Below are 23,062 nucleotides of genomic sequence, written 5' to 3'. Positions count from 1 at the left end.
TCCGGGGCGGCCCCGCGCGCCCCGGCGCGCAGTAGCCTGGACGGTCCCGGTGGTGCCCCGTTTCGCACGGAGGCGGCGCCGGGACCGTTTCGTTGATGGAGGGACAGCGCCGATGCTTCCGGACGAGCCCGTGCGGCCGACGCCCGTGGAGGGCCAGGGATCGGGGCTGCCCCGGTGCCACCGGCACCCCGACCGGGAGACCGGGGTGTCCTGCGCCAGGTGCGGGCGGCCGGTCTGCCCGGAGTGCATGGTGCCCGCCTCGGTCGGCTTCCAGTGCCCGGACTGCGTGCACGGGGCGGCCGAGCGGCAGGCCCGGCCGCGGACGGCGTTCGGCGGGGTGCTGGCGCTCGGCGACGGGGTGCTGGTCACCAAGGTGCTGATCGGCCTGAACCTGCTGGTGTTCCTGCTCACCGAGTACGTGGCGCCGGAGTGGCAGGTCAAGCTGGGCCTGGTCAGCTGGGCGCCGGTGCCGGGGCTGCGGTTCGGGATGGCCGCCGGGCCGGAGGAGTGGTACCGGCTGGTGACCGCGATGTTCGTGCACGGCGGGCTGCTGCACATCGCGACCAACATGTTCTCGCTGTGGATCCTCGGCCCGCAGTTGGAGCGGGTGCTCGGTCGGCTGCGCTTCCTGGGCCTGTACCTGGTGGCGGGCATCGCGGGCAACGCGCTGTCGTTCCTGCTGACGCCGGGGCCCGAGAAGCTGTTCACGGTCGGCGCGTCCGGTGCGATCTTCGGACTGCTGGGAGCCACCGCGGTGCTGTTCCGGGCGAACCGGGTGCCGATGCAGCCGGTGATCGCGCTGCTGGTGGTGAACCTGGTGATCACCTTCTCGCTGAGCAGCATGATCGACTGGCGGGCGCACATCGGCGGCCTGGTGGCGGGCACCGTCATCGGCGCGGGCATGATGTACGCCCCACGGGCGCACCGGAACCTGGTGCAGGGGTTGACGACGGCCGCGGTGCTGGCCGCCGCCCTGGCGCTGGTGCTGGTGGGGACGGCCCGGCTGCCCGGCTGACGTCCGCCCCCTGCGCACTGTCCACAGGCAGTGCGCGGCGGGGGATTGGATTTCCCTGGTCTACGCGCGTTATCCTGCTGCGTTGCGAGTTATCCACAGGGTCGGCGAAGTTTTCCCCAGTGTGGACAACCCTGTGGATAAACGTTCGGACGCTCCGTGATCGGCCGGCGTCCGGGCACGCCGAACACCGCCCCGGCCCGGAGGCCGGAGCGGTGCGGAGTGCGGATCAGAGCGCGGACCGCCCGGCGGGCGGCGCCGGCCTCACTTCCACTGCGTGGAGACGCCGAAGCCCGCCGCGATGAAGCCGAAACCGGCCAGGATGTTCCAGTTGCCCCAGCTCCGGACCGGCCAGGTGCCGCTGGTCACGTAGTAGCTGACGATCCAGGCCAGGCCGATCAGGAACAGCACCAGCATCAGCGGCGCCACCCAGCTCCGGCCGGAACTGATCTTCACGGCGGTCACGGCGGACGGCGGCGGCGTGTAGTCGGCCTTCTTGCGGAGTCGAGACTTCGGCACGAGGGGCTCTCCTGTCGATGCGCTGTGACCGCGCAGGTGGTCAGTGGGGGCGAGGTGGCACATGAGAACGGTCGGAGCTCCGCACATGCCACCGGCGTCCGTTAGCGTAGTGGCTCGCCGGGTCTGAGGGAGATAAGGGTACGGTGACTGATTCCACGATTTCTTCGCAGACCCCGGCCGCACGCCCGCGCCGGGGCCGAATTGTCGGACGTGCCCTGACCTGCACCGTCTTCGCACTCGCCGGGCTGCTGTTCTACGTGAGCGGGCGGACCGCGCACGGCACCGATCTGCGCACCGACAACTCGCTGCTCAAGCTCAGCGACGTCATACAGCAGCGCTCCACCCAGAACCAGCAGCTCCAGGAGCAGGTCGCCGCCGACCAGAACCGGGCCGACGGGCTGGCCCGGGAGCAGGGGCAGAGCCCGGACGACGCCGCCCGGCTGGCCGCGCTGCAACAGGCCGCCGGGCTGGACGCGCTGCACGGGCCCGGGCTGACCGTCACGCTGGACGACGCCCCGCCGAACGCCACCGCCCGGATCCCCGGCGTCCCCGAGCCCGGGGTGAACGACCTGGTGATCCACCAGCAGGACATCCAGGCCGTGGTGAACGCGCTGTGGCGGGGCGGCGCGGAGGGCATCCAGGTGATGGACCAGCGGCTGGTCTCCACCAGCGCGGTGCGCTGCGTCGGCAACACCCTGCTGCTGCAGGGCCGGGTCTACTCCCCGCCGTACGTGATCCGCGCGGTCGGCCGGACCGAGGCGCTGCGGTCGGCGGTGGACGCCGATCCGACGATCCGCAACTACCTGGGCTACGTGGCCGCCTACGGGCTGGGCTGGAAGGTCCAGGAGGGCAACGATCTGAGCCTGCCAGGGTACGCCGGATCGATCGACCTGCGGGCCGCCTCCGCCCAGTAGGCCGCCGCTTCGGGTCCGTTGCGCGGATACCCGCCTGGGGCGGGTGGGTGGGCGTTTACGCTTGTGCCGACCCGAGCATCGAGGAGCACCATGTACGGCTGGATCTGGCGGCATCTTCCGGGCCCTTCGCCGGTGCGTGCGCTGATCGCGCTGCTGCTCGTCCTCGGAGTGGTCTACGTCCTGTTCCAGTACGTGTTCCCGTGGGCCGAGCCGCTGCTCCCCTTCGGGAACGTGACGGTGGATCAGGGTGCCGGCGGCTGAACCGGCTCCCGGTTCCGTCCGCCCTTCGACGCACGCACACCCCAGGAGTTAGCGATGACCTCCGCCGGCCACCCGCCCCGGATCCTCGTGGTCGACAACTACGACAGCTTCGTCTTCAACCTCGTGCAGTACCTGTACCAGCTGGGTGCGGTCTGCGAGGTGGTCCGCAACGACCAGTTGACGGTGGCTCACGCCCGGCCGAGGGAAGGCGCGGAGGGCTACGACGGGGTGCTGCTCTCCCCGGGGCCGGGAACGCCGGAGGAGGCGGGGGTGTGCGTGGAGATGGTGCACCACTGCGCGCGGATCGGGCTGCCGCTGTTCGGAGTGTGCCTGGGCCTGCAGTCGATCGCGGTGGCGTACGGCGCGGTGGTCGGCCGGGCGCCGGAGCTGCTGCACGGCAAGACCTCCCCGGTGGTGCACGAGGACGGCGGGGTGTTCGAGGGCCTGCCCTCGCCGCTGACCGCCACCCGCTACCACTCGCTGGCGGTCGAGCCGGACACCGTGCCCGCCGAGCTGGTGGTCACCTCGCGCACCGACAGCGGCGTGATCATGGGCCTGCGGCACCGTGAGCTGCTGGTCGAGGGCGTGCAGTTCCACCCCGAGTCGGTGCTCACCGAGGGCGGGCACCGGATGCTGGCCAACTGGCTGGCCGAGTGCGGGTTCCCGGACGCGGTGGGCCGCTCGGCCGGCCTCGCCCCGGTGATCGGCCGGGGCTGACCGGATGACCGCCGTGCGCCCGGAGCGGGGCGTTCCCGAGGAGATGGACGAGCCGGACGGCTGGGGCGTCTACGAGCCGGCCCCGGAGCGGACCCTGCAGCTGCGGCTGCCTGACACCGAGCCGGACCCGGCCGCGATATCCGGGCCGGACGACCGGGCCGGACAGCGGCGCGCCCAGGGGCCGGGAGGCCTGCGGGCGGGCTCCGGTCGGCGGCGGGCGTCCGGGAAGGCCGCAGGGCCGCGTCCGCCGCGGCCCAAGGAGCGCAAACGGGTCGTGCTGGCCCGGGTGGTGGGGGAGTTGTTCATCACCCTCGGCGTGGTGATGCTGCTGTTCGTCTCCTACCAGCTGTGGTGGACCAACGTGGTGGCCGACAACGCCGCCAACGCCGCGGGCAAGAAGCTGGAGCAGCAGTGGGGGCAGCTGCCGGCCGCGCCGTCGACCGGCGGTGAGGCGCCGCCGCCGGTGACCAAGTTCGAGCCCGGTCAGGGCTTCGCGATCATCCACATCCCGAAGCTGGACCTGAACTACCCGATCGCCGAGGGCACCAACAAGCAGCAGGTGCTCGACAAGGGCCTGGTCGGCCACTACGCGGGCACCGCGATGCCCTCCGACCAGGCGGGCAACTTCGCGGTCGCCGCGCACCGCACCACGCACGGCCAGCCGTTCCGGGAGATCGGCAAGCTGGCGCCGGGCGACAAGATCGTGGTGGAGACGGCGACCTCCTACTACACGTACGAGGTCGCGGGCGGCATCCCGGAGACCCCGCCGAGCAATGTGACGGTGATTCAGCCGGTGCCTAAGGGCTCGCCGTTCACCGGACCGGGCCGCTATCTGACCATGACGACATGCACGCCGGAGTTCAGTGCCCGGGGAAGGCTCATCGTCTTTGGCAAGATGGTCGACGAACGGCCGAGGAGCCAGGGCCAGCCGGAGGCGCTGACCGGGCAACACTGAGCAGCGAGGCACGGCACCATGGGCACAGCCATTCGGGGCGGGCGACGGCGCGGACGGGTGGCTGCGGCCCTGGGCCTGATGGGGGAGTTGCTGATCACCCTCGGCCTGGTGCTGGCCCTGTTCGTCGGGTACTCGCTGTGGTGGACGGACGTGGTGGCCGCCCGGGCCGCCGGCCTGCAGGGGGACAAGCTGCGGCAGACCTGGAGCGCCCCGGCGGCGGCGCCCTCGCCCGGCGTCGAGGCGCCCGTCCCGGAGTACCAGGCCGGTGACGGGGTGGGCTTCCTGCACGTGCCGGCGTTCGAGAAGGACGACCGCACGACGCTGATCCGGATGGGCACGAACACGGACGTGCTCAACGAGGGCGTGGCCGGGGTGTACGAGGAGCCGTACCGGTCGGCGATGCCGTGGGACGCCGAGGGCAACTTCGCGATGGCGGCGCACCGGGATGGCCACGGCGCGAAGTTCCACGACCTGGACCGGCTCTCCGAGGGCGATCCGGTGGTGGTGGAGACCCGGGACTCCTGGTACGTGTACCGGGTCGCCGGGACGCTGCAGCAGACCTCCAAGTACAACGTGGGTGTGGTCGCGCCCGTCCCCGAGGGCTCGCCGTTCACCGGCCCCGGCCGGTACCTGACGCTGACCACCTGCACGCCGGTGTACACCTCGCGCTACCGGATGGCGGTGTGGGCGACGCTGGTCCGGGTGGACCCGGTGGACGACCACCGCACGCCGCCGCCCGAGCTGCGCTGACGCCCCGGCCCCGTCGACACGAGAGGGGCCGCACCGTCCGGGCGGACGGTGCGGCCCCTTTCACGGTGCGGCGCCGGTCAGGGCGTGTTCGGCGTCTTGTCCGCGGGCTTGACCCACAGCGTCACGGTGTCGTCCGGGCTGATCTGCGACCCGGCGGTCGGGGTGACGGTCTGCACGATGCCCTGCGGGTCCTGCGAGCCCATCAGCTGGTACTTGGTGATCCCGGCCGCGGACAGCTGCTTGATCGCCTCGGTCAGCTTGACGTTCTGCAGCGGAGGCACGGTCACCTTGTCGGCCAGCTTGCCGACCGTGATGGTGACCTTGCTGCCCTTCGCGACCTGGGTGCCCTTCGGCGGGTTCTGCTCGATGACCTGGCCGACCTTGGTCTGGTCGGTGATGGTCTTGGTGACCACGTTCGGCACCAGGTTGAGGTCGGTGAGCGCCTGGGACGCGTTGTCCTGGGACTGGCCGACCAGGGGCGGCACCGCGACCTTCGCCTGGCCGGAGGAGACCACCAGGGTGATGGCGGTGTTGGCCGCCGCCTTGCCGCTCACCGACTGGGAGATGACCTTGTCCGGGTCGACCTTGTCGTCGTTGCTGTAGTTGACGGTGACCTGGAAGCCCTTGGCGGTCAGCGCGGTGTTGGCGGCGTCCTTGGTCTGGCCGACGACGTCGGGGACGTCGATCTGCGCCGGGCCGGAGGACAGGTGCACCGTGATCTTCCCGGTGGTGGAGATCTCGGCGCCCGCGGCCTGCTCCTGGGTGCAGACCTGGTCCTTCTGGATCTTGGCGTCGGGGCAGGCGATCGGGTCGCCGGCGGCCACGGTGAGCGTCGGGTTCTGCGCCTTCGCCGCGGCCTCCGCCTCGGGGAGCGTCTTGCCGATCAGGGACGGCACGTTGGTCTTCTTGGTCCCGCCGCCGGTCTTCACCATCGACTGAACCACGAAGAACGCGCCGACCAGGACCAGCACCGCCGCGACGGCGAGGATGATCCAGGAGGTGTTGCTCTTCTTCGGCTGCTCCTCGCGCCGCCGGCTGCTGCGGCCCTCGTAGCCGTCGTCGTAGCCGCCGTTGCCGTAGCCGTCGTCCTGGTAGCCGCCGTAGGGCGCGGGCTGCTGGTGGCCGACCGGCGGCAGCATGGTGGTGGGGCCGCCCTGCTGGGGCAGCATGTTGGTCTGGCCGTAGGGGTCGTACTGCCCGCCGCCCTGGTCGTACCCGTAGCCGTTCGTGCCGGTGCCGTAGGCGGCCTGCTGGGCGGCGGCGACCGGGAGGCCGTCGAGGAAGCGCTCGATGTCGTCGCGCATCTCGTCGGCGGACTGGTAGCGGTAGTCGCGCTCCTTGGCGAGCGCCTTCAGCACGATCGCGTCGATCTCCGGGCGCACCTCGGGGTCGTACGCGGACGGCGGCGCGGGCTCCTCGCGGACGTGCTGGTAGGCCACCGCGACGGGGGAGTCGCCGACGAACGGGGGGCGCACCGTGAGCAGCTCGTACAGCAGGCAGCCGGTCGAGTAGAGGTCGGAGCGGGCGTCGACGGTCTCGCCCTTGGCCTGTTCGGGGGAGAGGTACTGGGCGGTGCCGATGACCGCGGAGGTCTGGGTCATCGTCATGCCGGCGTCACCCATCGCCCGGGCGATGCCGAAGTCCATCACCTTGACGTTGCCCTGCCGGGTCAGCATGACGTTGGCGGGCTTGATGTCGCGGTGCACGATGCCGGCGCGGTGCGAGTACTCCAGAGCCTGCAGGATGCCGATGGTCATCTCCAGCGCGCGCTCGGGCAGCAGCCGCCGCCCGGTGTGCAGCAGTTCGCGCAGGGTGGAGCCCTCGACGTACTCCATCACGATGTACGGGATGGAGATCCCGTCGATGTAGTCCTCACCGGTGTCATAGACGGCGACGATGGCGGGGTGGTTGAGCGAGGCCGCGGACTGTGCCTCGCGGCGGAACCGGGCCTGGAACGAGGGATCGCGGGCCATGTCGGTACGGAGGGTCTTCACTGCGACCTGGCGGCCGAGCCGGGTGTCGTGGGCGAGGTACACCTCGGCCATGCCACCGCGCCCGAGGACGCCGCCGAGCTCGTACCTGCCGCCTAGGCGACGAGGCTCTTCCATATCTCCGACCCTCTCCCCCACCGGTCGGTGAGGATATGACGTAGTGTCCCCGCACGCTCTGTCTTGACGCGGCCGCCGCCGCGGTGGTTTCACGGTGCCGGCGTCCGCGGTTGGTGACCGCGGACTGGCTGCGGGTACACCCGCTGCTGGCGGATACGCTACCGGGCGAACCTGACCTGCCCGGTGCAGGCAGCCAGCTGAGACCAGACCGGTACCGACCAGGACCGTCCCATTGTGACAATTCCGGCCACCGATCGAGGATCGATGGCCGGAATGTGACGGATACGACCGACCTACTTGCCGAGCGCCGCCTGCATCATCGCCTTGGCGATCGGCGCGGCCAGCGAACCGCCGGAGATCTCGTTCCGCTCGCTGTCGCCGTCCTCGACCACCACCGCGACGGCGACCTGCTTGCCGTCCTGGCCCTTGGCGTAGGAGACGAACCAGGCGAACGGCAGGCCCGCGTTGTCCTGGCCGTGCTGGGCGGTGCCGGTCTTGCCGCCGACCGTCGCACCCGGGATCTTCGCCTTGGTGCCGGTGCCGTTCTGCACCACCGACTCCATCAGCTGCTGGAGCTTCTGCGCGGTGGCCGGCGAGACGGCCTGGCTCAGCTGGTGCTCGGTGTGGGTGGAGATCACGTTCCCGGCCGAGCCCTCCTGGGCGACCAGGTAGGGCTCCATCAGCGAGCCGTTGTTGGCGATGGCCGCCGCGACCATGGCCATCTGCAGCGGGGTGGCCCGGGTGTCGTGCTGGCCGATGGCGTCCATCGCGGTGCCGTCGGGCTTGGAGTCCTTCGGGAAGTAGCTGGGGGTGGGCGCGATCGGGATGCGCAGCTGGTCGCTGTTGAAGCCGAACTTCTCGGCCTGCGCCCGCAGCTTGTCGCCGCCCAGCTCGGCACCCATCTTGCCGAACACGGTGTTGCAGGAGTAGTCCATCGCGACCTGGACGGTGGCGTTCTCGCACGGCTCGGTGGCGCTGGCGTTGCGCAGCGCGGTGCTGGTGCCCGGCAGGACGTACGGGTTCGGGGTGTCGGTGGTGTCGGTCGGCTTCTGGTACTTGCCGTTCTCGAACGCGGTCGCCGCGGTGACCAGCTTGAAGGTCGAGCCGGGCGGGTAGGTCTCGCGCAGCGCCCGGTTCAGCAGCGGCTTGTTCGGGTCGTCGTTGAGCGCCTTCCAGGCGTTCTCGTCGTCCTTGGTGCCGCCGGAGAAGGTGCCCGGGTCGTACGACGGGGTGGAGACCAGCCCGAGGATCGCCCCGGTGCGCGGGTCGAGCGCGACCGCGGCGCCCTTCTTGTCGCCGAGCCCCTCGAAGCCGGCCTTCTGCACCTTGGGGTCGATGGTGGTGACCACGTCGCCGCCCTGCTTGGGCTTGCCGGTCAGCATGTCCAGGGTGTTGCGGAAGAACAGCCGGGAGTCGGCGCCGGAGAGGATGCCGTCCTCCAGCTTCTCCAGCTGGCTGGCGTCGTACGTCTGCGAGGAGTAACCGGTGACCGGCGCGTACATCGGCCCGTCCACCCAGGAGCGCTTGTACTTGTAGCGCAGGCCGTTGACGAAGTCGGACCTGGTGACGGCCTGGCCGCCCGCGATGATGTTGCCGCGCGGGTAGGCGTACCGGTCGTACTTGGTGCGGTCGTTGTGCGGGTTGTTGGCCCAGGCCGACGCCTGCACGCCCTGCACCCAGTTCACCCGGAGCATCAGGGCGAGGATCAGGACCAGGCAGAAGATCGACACCCGGCGGATCGGCTTGTTCACGAGGTCGCTCCCCTGCTCTCGTCCGGTGCGCCCGGCCCGGCGGCGGGGAGCCGCCCCGGTCCGGCCGGCTCCGGGATGGCGGCGGCCGGTTCGACGGCCGGCCGGCGGGCGGTGTCGCTGATCTTCATCAGGATGGCGATCAGGGCCCAGTTCGCCACCACGGACGAGCCGCCCTGGGCGAGGAACGGCATGGTCATGCCGGTCAGCGGGATCAGGCCGGTGACGCCGCCCGCGACCACGAACACCTGCAGCGCGAACGCCGAGCTCAGGCCGACCGCCAGCAGCTTGCCGAACGGGTCGCGGGCCGCCAGCGAGGTGCGCAGGCCGCGCTGCACCACCAGGCCGTAGATCATGAACAGCGCCATCAGGCCGGTCAGGCCCAGCTCCTCGCCGAACGAGCCGAGGATGAAGTCGCTCTTCGCCGCGAACTGGATCAGCCAGCTGCGGCCCTGCCCGAGCCCGGTGCCGATGGTGCCGCCCGAGCCGAGCGACATCAGGGTCTGCCCGATCTGCTCCGACGACTGCGAGGGCGGCTTCGGCCCGAACGCCGCCATCGGGTCGAGCCAGGCGTTGATGCGGGTCTTCACGTGCGGTTCGGCGGAGGCCACCACGGCCGCGCCGCCGAGCGACATGGTCAGACCGAAGACGATCCAGCTGGTCCGCTCGGTGGCGACGTAGAGCATCACCACGAACAGGCCGAAGAACAGGAAGGAGGTGCCCAGGTCGGTCTCGAACACCAGGATCAGGATCGACAGCAGCCAGACCACCACGATCGGGCCCAGGTCGCGCCCGCGCGGCAGGTACAGGCCCATGAACTTGCGGCTGGCCAGCGCCAGGGCGTCCTTCTTGACCATCAGGAAGCCGGCGAAGAACACCGTCAGGATGATCTTGGCGAACTCGCCGGGCTGGATCGAGAACGAGCCGAAGCGGATCCAGATCTTCGCGCCGTAGTCCTCCGGCCGGGACGGGAAGAAGGCCGGCGCGGCCAGCAGCACCAGCGCCACCACCATGGAGATGTAGGTGTAGCGCTGCAGGATCCGGTGGTCCTTCAGCAGGATCACCACGCCGATGAACATCGCCACGCCGAGCCCGGACCACATCAGCTGGTTGCCGGCCGCCGGGAAGTTGAGGCGCAGCAGCTTGCCGGCCTTGTCGAGCCGCCAGATCATCACCACGCCGAGCCCGTTCAGCAGCGTCGCCAGCGGCAGCAGCAGCGGGTCGGCGTACGGCGCGAACCGCCGCACCGCCAGGTGCGCGGCCAGTGCCAGCACGGCCATGCCGAGCCCGAACTTCAGCATGCCGACGGGCAGGCTGCCGTCCATCGCCAGGCCGACGTTGGCGTACGCCAGCATCGGGATCGCGAGGGCGAAGGCCAGCATCAGGAGTTCGGTGTTGCGCCGGTTCGGGGCGTCGCCCGTCGCGGACCGGCCGACGGCGCGGCGCCGCCCGGTGGTGGGCGTGCTGCCGCGGCTCACGTCGAATGTGCTCATGCCTGTGAAAACCCCCGGGGTCGCCCGCGGCCTACTGCCCGGAGCAGGACACGGCGAGCTGCTGCTCCTGCTCGGTCAACGGCGGGGCGGTCGGCGTGGCGTCCCCGGTGGCCGGGGCGGCCTTGGAATCGGCGACCTTCTTGCAGACCTCGGCCTGCGTGCGCAGCGTCTCGACCTGCTTCCGGGCGTCCTCCAGGCTGCTGGCCTGGATGTTCTTGGCGACCTGGTCGCGCTGGAAGGCGGGCAGGTACTTCAGCTCCACGTCCCCGTACTGCTGGTAGACCGAGCTGAGCTTCAGGCCCGCCAGGTTCTGGTCGAGGCCGCGGTAGACCGCGAGGTGGCCGTTCTCGGCGCCGACGTAGTACTGGTTCTGGTTCCACTGCCAGGCGAAGAAGCCGCCGCCGCCGAGCACCGCCAGCACCAGCACCCCGATCAGGGTGAGCTTCAGGCCGCGCTTCTTCTTGCGGCGGCTCGGCGGGGCGTCGCCCTCGTACGGGTCGTCGGGGCCGCCGTACTCGCCGCCGTCGCCGGGCGGGAAGCCGGCCGGGTCGACGTAGTTGCCGTGCTGGTCGTAGCCGCCCTGATAGCCCTCGGCGGGGCCGAAGTCGCCGACCGGGGCGCCGTAGCCGGGCTGCTGGTCGTAGCCGCCCTGGTAGCCCTCGGCAGGGCCGAAGGCGCCCTGCGGGGCCTGCGGGGCGCGGCCGAGGCCGGCCGCGCGGCCGGCGGGGGTGTCCAGCAGGTGCGGGTCGTGCTGCTGCGGGTGCGGCTGGGTGTCGGCGACCGCGCCGACCACCTCGGGGGCCTGGGCGGCCTGGCCGCTGAGCAGGTCGGTGGCGCCGACCTCGATCACGTCGGCCACGATGCAGGTGATGTTGTCCGGGCCGCCGCCGCGCAGCGCCAGCTGGATCAGTTCCTGGACGGTCTGCTGCGGCGCGTAGTAGCTGCCGAGCGTCTCCTCCAGGGTCTGGTGGCTGACCGGGCCGGACAGGCCGTCGGAGCAGATCAGGTAGCGGTCGCCGGCCCGGACCTCGCGGATCGACAGGTCGGGCTCGACCTGGCCGCGGCCGTCCAGGGCGCGCATCAGCAGTGAGCGCTGCGGGTGGGTCTCGGCCTCCTCGGCGGTGATCCGGCCCTCGTCGACCAGCCGCTGTACCCAGGTGTGGTCCTGGGTGATCTGGTCAAGCCGGCCGTCCCGCAGCAGGTAGGCGCGGGAGTCGCCGATGTGCACCTGGCCCATCCGCTGGCCGTCCCACAGCAGCGCGGTGAGGGTGCAGCCCATGCCTTCCAGCTGCGGGTCCTGCTCGACCATCTGCCGGAGCCGGTCGTTGGCGGTCTGCACCGCGTCGCTCAGCAGGGTCAGCAGGTCGGCGCCGGGCTGTTCCTCGTCCAGGCGGACGATCGACCCCAGCACCTCGGAGGAGGCGACCTCACCGGCCGCCGCCCCGCCCATGCCGTCGGCCACCGCGAGCAGCCGGGGTCCGGCATAGCCGGAGTCCTCGTTCCCCTCGCGGATCAGGCCCTTGTGCGAGCCGGCGGCGAAGCGCAGCACGAGACTCATGCTGTCCGGGCCCTCCTTCGGGTGGAGCTGGTCCTCATGCGCTGACTACTTCCGCAGTTCGATGACGGTCCTGCCGATTCGGATCGGCACGCCGATCTGGAGCGGCGTCGGCGTGGTCAGCCGCTGTCGGTCCAGATAGGTGCCGTTGGTGGAGCCTAGATCCTCCACGGTCCACTGCCCAGCCTGATCGGGGTAGATCCTGGCGTGACGGGAGGACGCGTAGTCGTCGTCCAGGACGATCGTGGAGTCGTGCGCCCGGCCCAGCGTGACGGTCTGGCCGTGCAGCGCGACGGTGGTGCCGGCCAGCGAGCCCTGGGTGACCACCAGGTGCGTGGGCTGGCCCCGGCGCTGCCGGGCCTGTTGCTGTTGCTGCTGTTGCTGGGCGGCGGCGGGCTGCCCCTGCGGCTGGCGGCCCGGGCCGGCCGCGGCGGGGGCGGTGGGCGCGGCCCGGTGCCCGGAGCGCGCGGCGCCCTTGGTGGTGAAGAGGTCGCTGCGGATCACCTGCACGGCGACGATGACGAACAGCCAGAGCACGGCGAGGAAGCCCAGCCGCATGACCGTCAGGGTCAGATCAGACATACCGGCCCGCTTCTACCCTTCGACCTGTCGGTAGACGATGGTGGTCGACCCCAGGACGATCCGGGAGCCGTCGCGGAGCGTAGCGCGCTGGGTGTGCTGTCCGTCCACCACGATGCCGTTGGTGGAACCGAGGTCCATCACCATCGCGGGCGTGCCGGGGCGGATCTCCGCGTGCTTTCGGGACACCCCGGGGTCGTCGATCCGGATGTCGGCCTCGGTGGAGCGGCCCAGGACGACCGCGTTCTGGGTGATCTGGTGCCGGGCGCCGTTCACCTCGACCCAGCGCCGGGTGCCGGCGCCGCCGTGGCCCGCGCCGGGGAACGGCCGGACGTTGTTGCCGGGGGCCGGCGGGGCGGGCGGCATCGCGGGCGGGGCGGAGGGCGGCGGCGGAGCGCCGTACGGAGCGCCGGCGCCCTGCTGCCAGGGCGCGCCGGGGGCGGGCGGGGTCGGCGGACGGCCGTAGCCGGGCTGGGCGGCCGGCGGCGCGGGCGGCCGCTGCGGCTCCTCGGCGGTCAGCGTCCGGCTGCGCACCCGGTACAGGCCGGTGTCCAGGTCGTCGGCCTTCTCCAGGGCGACCTGCAGCGGGCCCATGAAGGTGTACCGCTGCGCCTCGGCGTACTCGCGGACCATGCCGGCGAGCTCGTTGCCGAGCTGCCCGGCGTAGGGGCTGAGCCGCTCGTGGTCGTGCGGGCTGAGTTCGACGATGAAGTCGTTCGGGACGACCGTGCGGTCCCGGTTCCAGATGCTGGCGTTGTTGTCGCACTCGCGCTGCAGGGCGCCGGCGATCTCCACCGGTTGGACCTCGGACTTGAACACCTTGGCGAAGGTGCCGTTCACGAGACCTTCGAGTCGCTGCTCGAACTTCTTCAGGACTCCCACGGGGCACCCCCTCTCAGGGCGTCGGTCGGACCGGCCCGTAGGCCGGAAAGCGGTACTTCCGTACTGATCGTATCCACGCCCGGCCCTTCCGTACGGTTCCCCGGCCAGGTCGCGCCCGGAGGGTACCCACTGGACGGTCCGCTCACCCGTTCGCACCCGCCTCCGGTTGCGGTCCGGTCCGGGCCGTGCCGGGGGCCTGCGGGAATGGATTCGCAGGTGGGGCTCGGGGCGTGCTAATGTTTTCCATGTCGGAAGGGGCGCCCGCAAGGGAGCCGAACGGAAGGCCCGGAGAGATGCGCTAAGCTTCTCGAAGAGTCGAAAGAGCGACAAGCTCCGGAAGACAACACCCATGCGCGGGTGGCGGAATAGGCAGACGCGCTGGATTCAGGTTCCAGTGCCCGAAAGGGCGTGGGGGTTCAACTCCCCCCTCGCGCACAGCGAAACCCCGCAGATCTCAGGATCTGCGGGGTTTTTTGTTGTCCTGCAGCTGTTCTCCGGCCCGCGGTTCCGCGGACGGCTCCGCGGACGCCGGCGGTCTCAGGCGGGCAGGACGGCGTGCAGCGAGAAGCCGCCGTCGGGGGTGGGGCCCGCGGTGAAGCTGCCGCCGAGCAGGGCGGCGCGTTCGCGCAGGCCGACCAGGCCGTGGCCGCCGCCGGGCAGCGGGGCGGCGGCGGTGCGGTCGGCCGGCGGGCCGTTGCGGACCTCGACGTGGAGCTTTCCGCCGCGGGCCGCGACCCGGACGGTGACCCGGGCGCCGGGGGCGTGCTTGCGGATGTTGGTGAGGCCTTCCTGGACCGTCCGGTAGGCGGCCCGTTCGACCGCCTCGGGCCAGTCGCGGCGGCCGGTGTCGAGTCGGTGGGTGACCGGCAGGCCGCTGTCGTCGATCAGCCGGGGCAGGTCGGCGAGGGTGGGCTGCGGGGCCAGCGGGGTGCGGTTGCCGATGCCGGCGGCGCGCAGCACGCCGACCATCTGGCGCAGCTCGTCCAGGGTGCGGACGGAGAGTTCGCGGATGGTGCGGGCGCCGTCCCGGGAGGCCGGGTCGGTGCTGGCGACCTGGATCGCCCCGGCCTGGATGGAGATCAGGCTGACCTGGTGGGAGACCACGTCGTGCATCTCGCGGGCCAGTCGGGCGCGTTCGGCGGTCAGCACCCGCTCGGCGATCAGCCGGCTCTCTCGCTGGCGGCCCTCGGTGAGTTCGGTGACGCGTTCGCCGAGCTCGCGGCGGGTGCGGGCGAGCATGCCGAGCGCGGCCGGTCCGGCGCCGAGCATCGCCGACTGGATGGCGTACAGCGCGTTGTCCCGGCTGAGGGCGAACAGGTCGGGAGCGAACGGCCAGTGGAAGAACTCGATCAGGGCGAAGGAGACGGCGCAGGCGACCGGGATCCGCGGTTTCGGGTAGGCGGCGGAGACCGAGTAGACGGCGGTGAGCGGGGCCAGCCAGATCTCGTTGAAGAACGCCCCGGGCAGGGTGAGCAGGGCGACCGTCAGCGGAAAGCGGCGGCGGCCGAGCAGGGCGACGACGGACAGCGCGGACAGGGCGATCTGCCAGGGCTCGGAGCCCTTGGCGACCAGCGCGGAGTCCAGTGCGGCGGCCACCACCGGGACCAGCAGGGTGGTGCGGGGGGAGCGCAGCCAGGCCCAGCGCTGCGGGGCGGAGGCTTCGGCGGCGGGTTCGGCGGAGATCACTCCCCGTCCCGGCGTTCCCGGACCAGCCCGGCGCGGTGCGCGACGACGGCGGCCTGGACCCGGTTGGCGGCGCCGAGCTTCGCCAGGATGGCGCTGATGTGGTCCTTGACGGTGCCGGTGCCGAGGAACAGCCGGTCGGCTATCTCGGCGTTGGAGAGGCCTTCGCCGAGCAGGGCCAGCACGTCGAGTTCGCGGCCGGTGAGCCGGTGGGTGAGGGCGGTGGCGGTCAGGTCGGGGCCGCCGCCGTCGACGTAGCCGCTGATCACCGTGCGGGCGACGGTCGGGGAGAGCACGCTGCCGCCGGCCGCGAGCACCCGGACGGCGTGCACCAGCTGCTCGGGGGCGGTGTCCTTGAGCAGGAACCCGGCGGCGCCGGCCCGCAGCGCGGTGCCGATGTACTCGTCGGTGTCGAAGGTGGTGAGCATGGCGACGACCGGCGGGTCGGGCAGGGCGCGCAGGCGGCGCAGCACGCTGATGCCGTCCAGGTCGGGCATCCGGACGTCGAGCAGCACCACGTCCGGGGCCAGCGCCCGGGCCTGCTGCTCGGCCTGGCCGCCGGAGCAGCCGCCGACCACCTCGAGGTCGGGTGCGGAGCCGACGATCAGGCCGAGCCCGGAGCGGACCAGCACCTCGTCGTCCACGATCAGGACCCGGGTCGGCGGCATGTCTCTCCCTGGTGGGGGTTCGGGCTGTCACCCCCGCCGATCGGCGGGGGTGGGAATCCGCTACCGGATTCACGCAATTCTCATCTTCGCTGGGCAACCATGGAAATCGGGGTGAAGTGCGCAGACCGCGCGCGGATGCGCCCCAATGTTCGATCGTCTGGAATGGTTGCTGTGTCCACAGTGAAGACGGCTGCCTCGGCCGTGTCGCCCTCCCGGGGCGAGGGTTCGGGTCCGCAGGCGCTCTGGCGTCGCCGGGCCGCCACATCGACGGTCTGGTACCTGCGGCTGGTGGCACTGCTGAACCTGGTGGCGGTGCTCTCGGTGCCGTTCAAGGACACGGTGCAGCGGCACAACGAGGGCCAGTTCTTCACCCCGTACCTGGTGACCGCCGGGTTGACCTCGGTGGCGCTGGCGCTGTTCCTGGCGGTGGCGATGCGCCGCCGCAAGCGGGCGGCGTGGATCTTCAACACGGGGCTGGCCGGCCTGACCTTCGTCGGCTACCTGGCGCTGATGGCCTGGGGCCAGCACTTCGCGTCCCACCCGTGGAACTACTTCTCGGTGGTGCTGACCGGCCTGTTCCTGGTGGCGCTGCTGTTCTCGCGCCGCGAGTTCACCTCCAAGGGCGACCGGTCGAACCCGAAGACCGCGGTCGCGGCCGGGGTCGGCGGCCTGCTGCTGGGCGGCCTGATCGGCTCGGTGCTGGTGCAGCTGACCAACACCATCAGCGGCGCGGGCTTCGGCACCCGGTTCAGCTACTCGGTGCACCGGATGATCACGCTTACCCCGTCGGCGAAGGTGGCCGACGTGGTCTCCGTGCCGACCTGGGTGAACGCGGCGATCAACGCGATGAGCGCGGTGCTGTTCCTGGCCGTGCTGTACGTGGCGTTCCGCTCGCCGCGCGGCGAGGAGCTGCAGAGCGACGAGGACGAGCGGAAGCTGCGCGAGCTGCTGGACCGGCAGGGCGAGCGGGACTCGCTCGGCTACTTCGCGCTGCGCCGGGACAAGGCGGTGGTCTTCTCGCCGAGCGGGAAGGCCGCGGTCGCCTACCGGGTGGTCGGCGGCGTCACGCTGGCGTCCGGCGACCCGATCGGCGACCCGGAGGCCTGGCCGGGGGCGATCGACGCCTGGCTGGCCGAGGCCCGCGAGCACGCCTGGGTGCCGGCCGTGATGGGCGCCTCCGAGGAGGCCGGGGTGATCTACGCCCGGCACGGGCTGGACGCGCTGGAGCTGGGCGACGAGGCGATCGTCGAGCTGGACGAGTTCTCGCTGGACGGCCGTGCGATGCGGGTGGTCCGGCAGGCCTACAACCGGGTCAAGCGGGCCGGCTACACGGTGCGGATCCGCCGCCACCAGGACATCCCCGAGTCGGAGATGGCCGAGCTGGTGGCGAAGGCCGACCACTGGCGGGACGGCGCGACCGAGCGCGGCTTCTCGATGGCGCTGGGCCGGCTCGGCGACCCGGGCGACGGGCGCTGCGTGATGCTGGAGTGCTTCGACGGGGACGGCGAGCTGCGGGCGCTGCTGAGCTTCGTGCCGTGGGGCGTGCACGGTCTGTCGTTGGACCTGATGCGGCGCGACCGGGACAGCGAGAACGGCCTGATGGAGTTCATGGTGATCGAACTCCTGCAGCGCGCGAAGGAGGTCGAACTGGAACGGGTGTCGTTGAACTTCGCGATGTTCCGCTCGGTTTTCGAGCGCGGTTCGAAGCTCGGCGCCGGTCCGGTGCTGCGGCTGTGGCGTTCGGTGCTGGGATTCTTCTCCCGCTGGTGGCAGATCGAGTCGCTCTACCGGGCGAATGCGAAATACCGGCCGATCTGGGAGCCGCGCTATCTGCTCTTCGAGAAGAGCAGCGAGATTCCGCGGATCGGTATCGCCTCGGCCCGCGCGGAGGGCTTCATCACGGTGCCGAGCCTGCCAGCGCTGTTCCGTCGACGGCACACCCGCGAGGGCTGAGCCACGGGCTTCCCGGCCCGCTGGGGCCCGGGACGGTGGTCCCTCCGCCGGGGGGCGGAGCGGGCCGGAAGATCAGACCGCGGTATGACACGACCGGGCTGTGAAGTTGATGCCCCTGATTAATCCGATGCGTAGGGTCGAAGAAGAGGCGTAGAAGAAGACGCGCACAGCGGTACGGACGTCGGGATGGCCGCACGTCCTCGGGACGGGAGAACCGGTTCGTGAAGCAGAACACCCACGCGGGGGGCGTGCGGCCGGGGCTCGGGGCGGTATTCCGCCGGGCCGCGGTCGCCGAGTGGGGGGCGCTGTTCGGCGCCGTGAAGGAACGGGTGGTGCGGCGGAAATTCGCGGCGGTGCCGTTGGCGACCGCGGCGACCGTGCTGGTCCTGCTGTTCTCGATCGTCCAGCACCTGCCGGGCGGGGCCCGGTTCGTCTCGGACATCGGAGTGGTGAAGGCGGCGCTGCCGCTGGACGTGTCGCTGCTGCGCACCCCGCTGTCGCTGTACGTGCCGGCCCTGGACCTGCCGGTGTGGGGGGCGCTGGCGCAGGTCTTCCTGGTGTTCGGGGTGGCGGAGATCGTGCTGGGGCGGCGGCTGACCCTGGTGGTCGCCTACGTCTGCACCCTGGCGGGAACGCTGTTCGCCCGGATCGCGGTGGCGCTCGGCCCGCACCACCTGCTCGGGTTCCCGCGCTGGGTGGCGCACGTGCGCGACACCGGGCCCTCGGCGGCGGTGGTGGCGCTGGCCGTGGTGGTGGCGTTCCGCTGCCGGGCCTGGTGGACGGGCGGCGCCGTGGTGGTGGCCATGGTGGTCGAGGCGACGCTGCTGCCGAACCTGGCGGGCCTGGAGCACCTGGTGGCGATCAGCACCGCGGTGCTGATCGCGGTGTGGGTCGAGGTGTTCGGCGACTACTGGCCGCGGGTGCTGTCCGGGGTCGGCGCAGCCGCCTCGGTGGCGCAGGGCGGGGCCAGGGCGGTCACGCCCTGACCCCGGCCGGTCAGCCGCGCGGCAGCGGCATCTCGAAGTAGACGACCTTGCCGACCGCCTTGCGGGCGGTGCCCCACTTCTCGGACAGCTTGCTGACCAGGTTGAGGCCGCGGCCGTGCTCGGACAGCGAGTCGGCGGGCTCCAGCGACGGCAGGTTGTGGTTGTCGTCGCTGACCTCGACCAGCAGCTTGTCGACCCGGATCAGCTGCAGCTGCACCTCGGAGCGGGCCACCCGGACGGCGTTGGTGACCAGCTCGGACACCAGCAGCTCGACCGTCTCGGTCAGCGCGGTCAGCTGCCAGGCGGCGAGCTGGTCGCGCACCAGGCGGCGGGCCCGGCCGACCTCCAGCTCGGTGACGCCCAGCTGCCAGGTGGCGACCTCGGTCGGCGGGACGCCGTCGAAGCGGGCCACCAGCAGCGCGATGTCGTCCTGCCGGTCGTCGGAGTGCAGGGTGTTCAGCACGGTGTCGCAGGCCTCGTCGGGGGTCTGCTTGGGGTCGATCAGGTTGCCGCAGAGCGCGGCCAGGCCCTCTCCTATGTCGCCGCCGCGGACCTCGACCAGGCCGTCGGTGCACAGCACCAGCATCGAGCCGTCCGAAACGTCGATCCTCGTGGCGACGAACGGCACCCCGCCGACGCCGATCGGTGCGCCCGAGGGCAGGTCGAGGAGTTCGCCGCGGCCGTCGGGGTGGACCAGCACCGGCGGGACGTGGCCGGCCGAGGCGAGTTCGCAGGTGCGGTTGATCGGGTCGTAGACCGCGTACAGGCAGGTGGCGAGGTGGTCGTCGCCGAGCTTCTGGGCCAGGTTGTCGAGGTGCCGCAGCAGCTGGCCCGGTGGCAGGTCGAGAGCGGCGAGGGTCTGCATGGCGGTGCGGAAGCGGCCCATCGCGGCGGCCGAGTGCAGGCCGTGGCCCATCACGTCGCCGACCACCAGGGCGACCCGGCTGCCGGGCAGCTGGATGGCGTCGAACCAGTCGCCGCCGACCTCGGCCTTGCGGTCGCCCGGCATGTAGCGGTGGGCGATCTGCACGCCGGGGATCTTCGGCGGGCGGGTCGGGATCATCGAGCGCTGCAGGGTGGTGGCGACCTTGGACTCGGCGCGGTGCAGCCGGGCGTTGTCCAGCGACAGTGCGGCGCGGGCGGCGATCTCCTTGAGGGTGTCGGCGTCGGCGCGGGTGAACGGCGCCCGGTCGGACAGCCGCAGCAGCTTGAGGATGCCGAGCACCGCGCCGCGGGCGGACAGCGGCAGCGCCAGCATGGAGCGGCCGACCACGGTCGGCTCCAGCTCGGGGCCGCCCAGTGAGGCCGCGTAGTCGACCGCGACGTCCGCGGAGATCAGCGGCACCAGCACCGGCTGGTTCTCCTGCAGGGCCAGGCCGGGCGGGGTGGAGCGCGGCATGGTCAGCAGCGAGCCCTCGTCCAGGACGTGGTTCCAGCGCGGCGAGCCGGTGTTGAAGGTGCGGGCGACGCGGCGCAGCACGGTGCGGTTGTCCGGCGGGTCGGCGGGCAGTTCGCCGTCCGAGAGCAGGCCGTCGAGCAGGTCGACGCAGGCGAAGTCGGCGACCCGGGGGACCAGCACCTTGCACAGTTCGCGGGCGGTGGTGTCCAGGTCGAGGGTGGTGCCGACCTGGCTGCCGACCGAGGCCAGCAGCGCCAGGTCGCCGTCGTCGGGCAGGCCGCGGACCACCTCGACGCCGCCGTCGGCGGCCTTGGCGGGGCCGGGCAGGACGGCGGAGACCTGGGCGGGGGCCTGGGCGGCGGCCGGTTCGGACGGGGCGGTGGCGGGGTCGATGGCGGGGCCTCCCGGGGTCGGGCCGTGGGCGGCGGCGTCGCGTGGGCCAGGGACGGTGCTGCCGGGCACCCGCGCTTCCTCCGCGGGCCCGGCAGCCTGTATCCGTACCCCGAGCGGGGCCCGGGCACCCGTGCCGCGCTGCGGCTCCGCGGGGCGGCGGGCGGTGCGCTCGCGCTGCTGGGCGGCCCGCTGCTGCGGGGTGGGGTAGCGGCGGCCGAGGCCGGCGGCGACCCGGGCGGTGCCGGACGGCCCGCCCGGCGAGGACTGGTAGGGCGCCACCGGCAGCAGTGCCGCGTCCACCCGCAGGGCCGGGGGTCCGGCGGCGGCCAGGGCGGCCAGCAGTCGGCCGCGGCGCTCCGGGGAGCAGGACGGCAGCAGCGCGGCCAGTGCTTCGGGGGTGGGCCCGGCGGGCGGTGCGAAGGCGGCCGCGATCTGCTGCGGGCGGGCCGCGGCGGGTGCGGCGGCGTAGTGGACGAGGCGCTCGCCGAGGGCGATCCGGGGGCCGGCGGCGCGCAGCGGTCGGGCGTCGGCGGCCAGCACGAGCAGCGAGCGGCCGGCCGGTTCGGCCAGCGGGTAGGCCCACCACAGGACGTCGCGCTGCCGCTCCTCGCGGTCGTGCACCGTCATCGCGCCGGCCCACGGGCCGTCGGTGGCGAGGTCGTCGAGGGTGTCGAAGGCGTCGCAGCGGTGCGCGGGGGCGTCCGGGTCGTGGCGGGGGCAGACGGCGGGCAGCAGGCCGTGGGCGGTGCGGCCGACGGCGACGGCGGCGCGGTGGCCGAAGAGCTCCTCGGCGGTGCGGTTCCACACCGTGATCCGGCCGTCCGGATCGACCAGTGCGGCGGCCACGCGAAGCAGTGCCACCACCCCGGTGGGGCGGCCGCCCGGGAGGTCCGCCCGGTCGGGTGCGGAAATGGGCTGGTCCACCATGGATATCGGTCTGCCCCTTTGAGTCTCGCTGCCCCTCCTGGCCGGTGCGCGCGTCCTTGCGTGCGTCCTCCAATGAAGCACGGAGATGCCAATGGGAGGTAGTTAATCCGGCAGATTCGTCCGTATCAGTTGCGTGTCGTTGACGGCGCGCCCCCTGCGTGCTCCACCGTCACCCGTCAGGGCGGTGTGAGGGTCCCGGTAGGGTGGCCCGGGTGAGCGTACCGAGCGTCGAGGTGTGGGCGGATCCGGAGCGGCAGGAGCTGGAGGAGCGGGTCGCGGCGGCCGAGCTGGCCTGGCTGACCCTGGACGTCGACGTGACCACCCTGCGGGTGGAGATCGACAACTTCGCGCTCGCCCACCACCAGCTGCTCGGCCCGCTGTACGCCGAGCTGGACGAGCTGGACGCGCTGATCGCCGAGGCGGTGGCGGCGCTCAGCGGCGACCCGGAGGACCTGCGGCGGGCCCGCGAGGCCCGGGAGCGGGTCGAGCCCGCCGAACAGCGCGGCCCGCGCGAGGGCGAGCCGGAGGCCCGCCGGGTGCGGCCCGACAAGGACGCCCAGCGGGTCTACCGCGAACTGGCCCGCCGGGCCCACCCCGACCTGTCCACCGACCCGGCCGAGCAGCAGCGCCGTTCGGCGTTCATCGCCCGGGTCAACGAGGCGTACGCGCTGGCCGACACCGAGGGGCTGGAGCGGCTCGCCGAGGAGTGGTCCGCCGACCCGGAATCCGCGCCCGCCGTCGGCTCCCCCGACCGGTTGGCCTGGCTGCGCCAGCGCCTGGAGTGGCTGACCGGCCGGATCACCGCGCTGGCCACCGAGCAGGTCCGGCTGGAGCGCACCCCGATGGGCGAACTGCTGCTGCTGCGCCCGGACGAGCCGGAGCGCCTGCTGGAGGACCTCGCGGACCAGCTGCTGGCCACCGCCGCCGACCGGCAGGCCAAGCTGGTCGCCCTGCTGCCGGACAATGGCTCGAACGACCCGTACCGATCCCAGGAGAACGCCCCGATGTTCGCTCAGCTGCCCACCACCGACGCCGCCTCGGTGCCCGCCGACGCCGTTCTGCTCGACGTCCGCGAGCAGGACGAGTGGGACGCCGGCCACGTGGACGGTGCGCTGCACATCCCGATCGGCCAGGTGGTGGCCCGCCTCGACGAGCTGCCCGAGGGCCGGCTGTACGTGCTGTGCCGGGTCGGCGGCCGCTCCGCGCAGGTGGTGCAGTACCTGGTCGCCGGCGGCCGGGACGCGGTGAACGTGGACGGCGGCATGTTCGCCTGGGACGCCGCCGGCCGCCCGATGGTGAGCAGCGGCGGCCAGGACGCCTTCGTCCTGTAGCAGCGGCCCGACCCACGCGGGCTTCCCGTTCGCGCCGGCGGGCCGGCGGCCGAAGAACGTGCTGCCGGTGCTGACGGGCGCCGAGCACCTGCCGGTCGCGGTGGTGCCGGGGCTGCCGTTCCGCTCGTCGGCGATGCTCGCCGCGGGCGCGGTGCTGCGGCCTGCCGCGGCGCTGTCGGCAGTGGAGCGAGTGCTGACGGGCCGGTGGCGGAAAAGTCGCTAAGCTCCC

General features: G+C 72.3%; 20 protein-coding genes and 1 tRNA gene. 11 read left to right on the top strand and 10 right to left on the bottom strand.

The genetic code is table 11. The annotated features are described in order from the left end of the window. Positions 1–112: 112 nt before the first annotated feature. Positions 113–1,015: a rhomboid family intramembrane serine protease gene (locus tag ACI1MP_RS19145; RefSeq protein WP_380333731.1), complete on the top strand. Its 903-nt coding sequence runs from the start codon at positions 113–115 to the stop codon at positions 1,013–1,015. Positions 1,016–1,276: 261 nt separating this feature from the next. Here ACI1MP_RS19145 and crgA read toward each other — a convergent pair whose 3' ends face one another. Next, the gene (crgA, locus tag ACI1MP_RS19140) at positions 1,277–1,531 is read right to left on the bottom strand and encodes a cell division protein CrgA (RefSeq protein ID WP_043915372.1); all 255 of its coding nucleotides are present in this window, start codon (positions 1,529–1,531) and stop codon (positions 1,277–1,279) included. A 143-nt stretch (positions 1,532–1,674) separates the two neighbouring features. Between crgA and ACI1MP_RS19135 the strand changes: the two genes are divergently transcribed. The 5 genes from ACI1MP_RS19135 (at position 1,675) to ACI1MP_RS19115 (ending at position 5,128) form a co-directional block, all read left to right on the top strand. Beyond that, positions 1,675–2,445 carry a DUF881 domain-containing protein gene (locus tag ACI1MP_RS19135; RefSeq protein ID WP_404869104.1) on the top strand — a complete coding sequence of 257 codons (771 nt, stop codon included), beginning with the start codon at positions 1,675–1,677 and terminating at the stop codon, positions 2,443–2,445. 90 nt (positions 2,446–2,535) lie between these two features. Then, entirely contained in the window at positions 2,536–2,706 is a 171-nt protein-coding gene (locus ACI1MP_RS19130; protein ID WP_043915373.1) for a hypothetical protein, read from the top strand. 54 nt (positions 2,707–2,760) lie between these two features. Further along, positions 2,761–3,423 (top strand): aminodeoxychorismate/anthranilate synthase component II, encoded by a 663-nt coding sequence (locus tag ACI1MP_RS19125; RefSeq protein WP_189272347.1) that lies wholly within the window; start codon positions 2,761–2,763, stop codon positions 3,421–3,423. Positions 3,424–3,427: 4 nt separating this feature from the next. After that, positions 3,428–4,378 (top strand): class E sortase, encoded by a 951-nt coding sequence (locus tag ACI1MP_RS19120; protein ID WP_404869103.1) that lies wholly within the window; start codon positions 3,428–3,430, stop codon positions 4,376–4,378. Between the two features lie 57 nt (positions 4,379–4,435). Beyond that, positions 4,436–5,128 carry a class E sortase gene (locus tag ACI1MP_RS19115; RefSeq protein WP_387995626.1) on the top strand — a complete coding sequence of 231 codons (693 nt, stop codon included), beginning with the start codon at positions 4,436–4,438 and terminating at the stop codon, positions 5,126–5,128. Positions 5,129–5,205: 77 nt separating this feature from the next. On the opposite strand, the gene pknB is transcribed toward ACI1MP_RS19115, so the two are convergent. The 6 genes from pknB to ACI1MP_RS19085 all read right to left on the bottom strand — a co-directional run bounded on the left by pknB (position 5,206) and on the right by ACI1MP_RS19085 (position 13,493). After that, the gene (gene pknB, locus ACI1MP_RS19110) at positions 5,206–7,236 is read right to left on the bottom strand and encodes a Stk1 family PASTA domain-containing Ser/Thr kinase (protein WP_380333734.1); all 2,031 of its coding nucleotides are present in this window, start codon (positions 7,234–7,236) and stop codon (positions 5,206–5,208) included. 293 nt (positions 7,237–7,529) lie between these two features. Further along, a complete protein-coding gene (locus ACI1MP_RS19105) occupies positions 7,530–8,987 on the bottom strand; it encodes a penicillin-binding protein 2 (protein WP_043915377.1) in 1,458 nt (485 codons plus the stop codon). Beyond that, a complete protein-coding gene (locus ACI1MP_RS19100) occupies positions 8,984–10,477 on the bottom strand; it encodes an FtsW/RodA/SpoVE family cell cycle protein (RefSeq protein WP_380333736.1) in 1,494 nt (497 codons plus the stop codon). The genes ACI1MP_RS19105 and ACI1MP_RS19100 overlap by 4 nt, the downstream gene beginning before the upstream one ends. 31 nt (positions 10,478–10,508) lie before the next feature. Continuing rightward, entirely contained in the window at positions 10,509–12,035 is a 1,527-nt protein-coding gene (locus ACI1MP_RS19095) for a protein phosphatase 2C domain-containing protein (protein ID WP_404869102.1), read from the bottom strand. A 45-nt stretch (positions 12,036–12,080) separates the two neighbouring features. After that, positions 12,081–12,614, bottom strand: coding sequence for an FHA domain-containing protein (locus tag ACI1MP_RS19090; protein WP_387995634.1), 534 nt, complete (start codon positions 12,612–12,614; stop codon positions 12,081–12,083). 12 nt (positions 12,615–12,626) lie between these two features. After that, positions 12,627–13,493: a DUF3662 and FHA domain-containing protein gene (locus ACI1MP_RS19085; protein WP_043915381.1), complete on the bottom strand. Its 867-nt coding sequence runs from the start codon at positions 13,491–13,493 to the stop codon at positions 12,627–12,629. 351 nt (positions 13,494–13,844) lie between these two features. Between ACI1MP_RS19085 and ACI1MP_RS19080 the strand changes: the two genes are divergently transcribed. Next, a tRNA-Leu gene (locus tag ACI1MP_RS19080) sits at positions 13,845–13,928 on the top strand. Positions 13,929–14,030: 102 nt separating this feature from the next. On the opposite strand, the gene ACI1MP_RS19075 is transcribed toward ACI1MP_RS19080, so the two are convergent. Together ACI1MP_RS19075 and ACI1MP_RS19070 are read right to left on the bottom strand one after the other, a co-directional pair. Next, entirely contained in the window at positions 14,031–15,179 is a 1,149-nt protein-coding gene (locus tag ACI1MP_RS19075) for a sensor histidine kinase (protein ID WP_404869101.1), read from the bottom strand. Beyond that, positions 15,176–15,844, bottom strand: a complete 669-nt coding sequence (locus ACI1MP_RS19070) for a response regulator transcription factor (RefSeq protein WP_100589588.1) — start codon at positions 15,842–15,844, stop codon at positions 15,176–15,178. The genes ACI1MP_RS19075 and ACI1MP_RS19070 overlap by 4 nt, the downstream gene beginning before the upstream one ends. Positions 15,845–16,006: 162 nt before the next feature. Between ACI1MP_RS19070 and ACI1MP_RS19065 the strand changes: the two genes are divergently transcribed. Continuing rightward, entirely contained in the window at positions 16,007–17,797 is a 1,791-nt protein-coding gene (locus ACI1MP_RS19065; RefSeq protein WP_404869100.1) for a phosphatidylglycerol lysyltransferase domain-containing protein, read from the top strand. A 221-nt stretch (positions 17,798–18,018) separates the two neighbouring features. Continuing rightward, complete coding sequence (locus tag ACI1MP_RS19060) at positions 18,019–18,783, top strand: hypothetical protein (RefSeq protein ID WP_387995641.1); 765 nt, start codon at positions 18,019–18,021, stop codon at positions 18,781–18,783. Positions 18,784–18,793: 10 nt separating this feature from the next. Here ACI1MP_RS19060 and ACI1MP_RS19055 read toward each other — a convergent pair whose 3' ends face one another. After that, the gene (locus tag ACI1MP_RS19055; RefSeq protein WP_404869099.1) at positions 18,794–21,502 is read right to left on the bottom strand and encodes a SpoIIE family protein phosphatase; all 2,709 of its coding nucleotides are present in this window, start codon (positions 21,500–21,502) and stop codon (positions 18,794–18,796) included. A gap of 212 nt (positions 21,503–21,714) precedes the next feature. Between ACI1MP_RS19055 and ACI1MP_RS19050 the strand changes: the two genes are divergently transcribed. Further along, positions 21,715–22,833: a rhodanese-like domain-containing protein gene (locus tag ACI1MP_RS19050; protein ID WP_380333744.1), complete on the top strand. Its 1,119-nt coding sequence runs from the start codon at positions 21,715–21,717 to the stop codon at positions 22,831–22,833. 67 nt (positions 22,834–22,900) lie between these two features. Next, positions 22,901–23,056 (top strand): hypothetical protein, encoded by a 156-nt coding sequence (locus ACI1MP_RS19045; protein ID WP_404869098.1) that lies wholly within the window; start codon positions 22,901–22,903, stop codon positions 23,054–23,056. Positions 23,057–23,062: the final 6 nt, after the last annotated feature.

Source organism: Kitasatospora griseola (genome assembly GCF_044999035.1).
Classification (GTDB): Bacteria; Actinomycetota; Actinomycetes; order Streptomycetales; family Streptomycetaceae; genus Kitasatospora; species Kitasatospora griseola.
Note: the sequence above shows the minus strand (reverse complement) of the source record. Positions and strands in the feature narration are given on the sequence as shown.

Excerpts from the sequence above, each read along its gene's own strand:
- ACI1MP_RS19145 (WP_380333731.1), top strand. The coding sequence starts at position 113 with ATGCTTCCGGACGAGCCCGTGCGGCCGACGCCCGTGGAGGGCCAGGGA.
- ACI1MP_RS19130 (WP_043915373.1), top strand. The coding sequence starts at position 2,536 with ATGTACGGCTGGATCTGGCGGCATCTTCCGGGCCCTTCGCCGGTGCGT.
- ACI1MP_RS19125 (WP_189272347.1), top strand. The coding sequence starts at position 2,761 with ATGACCTCCGCCGGCCACCCGCCCCGGATCCTCGTGGTCGACAACTAC.
- ACI1MP_RS19120 (WP_404869103.1), top strand. The coding sequence starts at position 3,428 with ATGACCGCCGTGCGCCCGGAGCGGGGCGTTCCCGAGGAGATGGACGAG.
- pknB (WP_380333734.1), bottom strand. The coding sequence starts at position 7,236 with ATGGAAGAGCCTCGTCGCCTAGGCGGCAGGTACGAGCTCGGCGGCGTC.
- ACI1MP_RS19100 (WP_380333736.1), bottom strand. The coding sequence starts at position 10,477 with ATGAGCACATTCGACGTGAGCCGCGGCAGCACGCCCACCACCGGGCGG.
- ACI1MP_RS19095 (WP_404869102.1), bottom strand. The coding sequence starts at position 12,035 with ATGAGTCTCGTGCTGCGCTTCGCCGCCGGCTCGCACAAGGGCCTGATC.
- ACI1MP_RS19090 (WP_387995634.1), bottom strand. The coding sequence starts at position 12,614 with ATGTCTGATCTGACCCTGACGGTCATGCGGCTGGGCTTCCTCGCCGTG.
- ACI1MP_RS19070 (WP_100589588.1), bottom strand. The coding sequence starts at position 15,844 with ATGCCGCCGACCCGGGTCCTGATCGTGGACGACGAGGTGCTGGTCCGC.
- ACI1MP_RS19065 (WP_404869100.1), top strand. The coding sequence starts at position 16,007 with ATGGTTGCTGTGTCCACAGTGAAGACGGCTGCCTCGGCCGTGTCGCCC.
- ACI1MP_RS19055 (WP_404869099.1), bottom strand. The coding sequence starts at position 21,502 with ATGGTGGACCAGCCCATTTCCGCACCCGACCGGGCGGACCTCCCGGGC.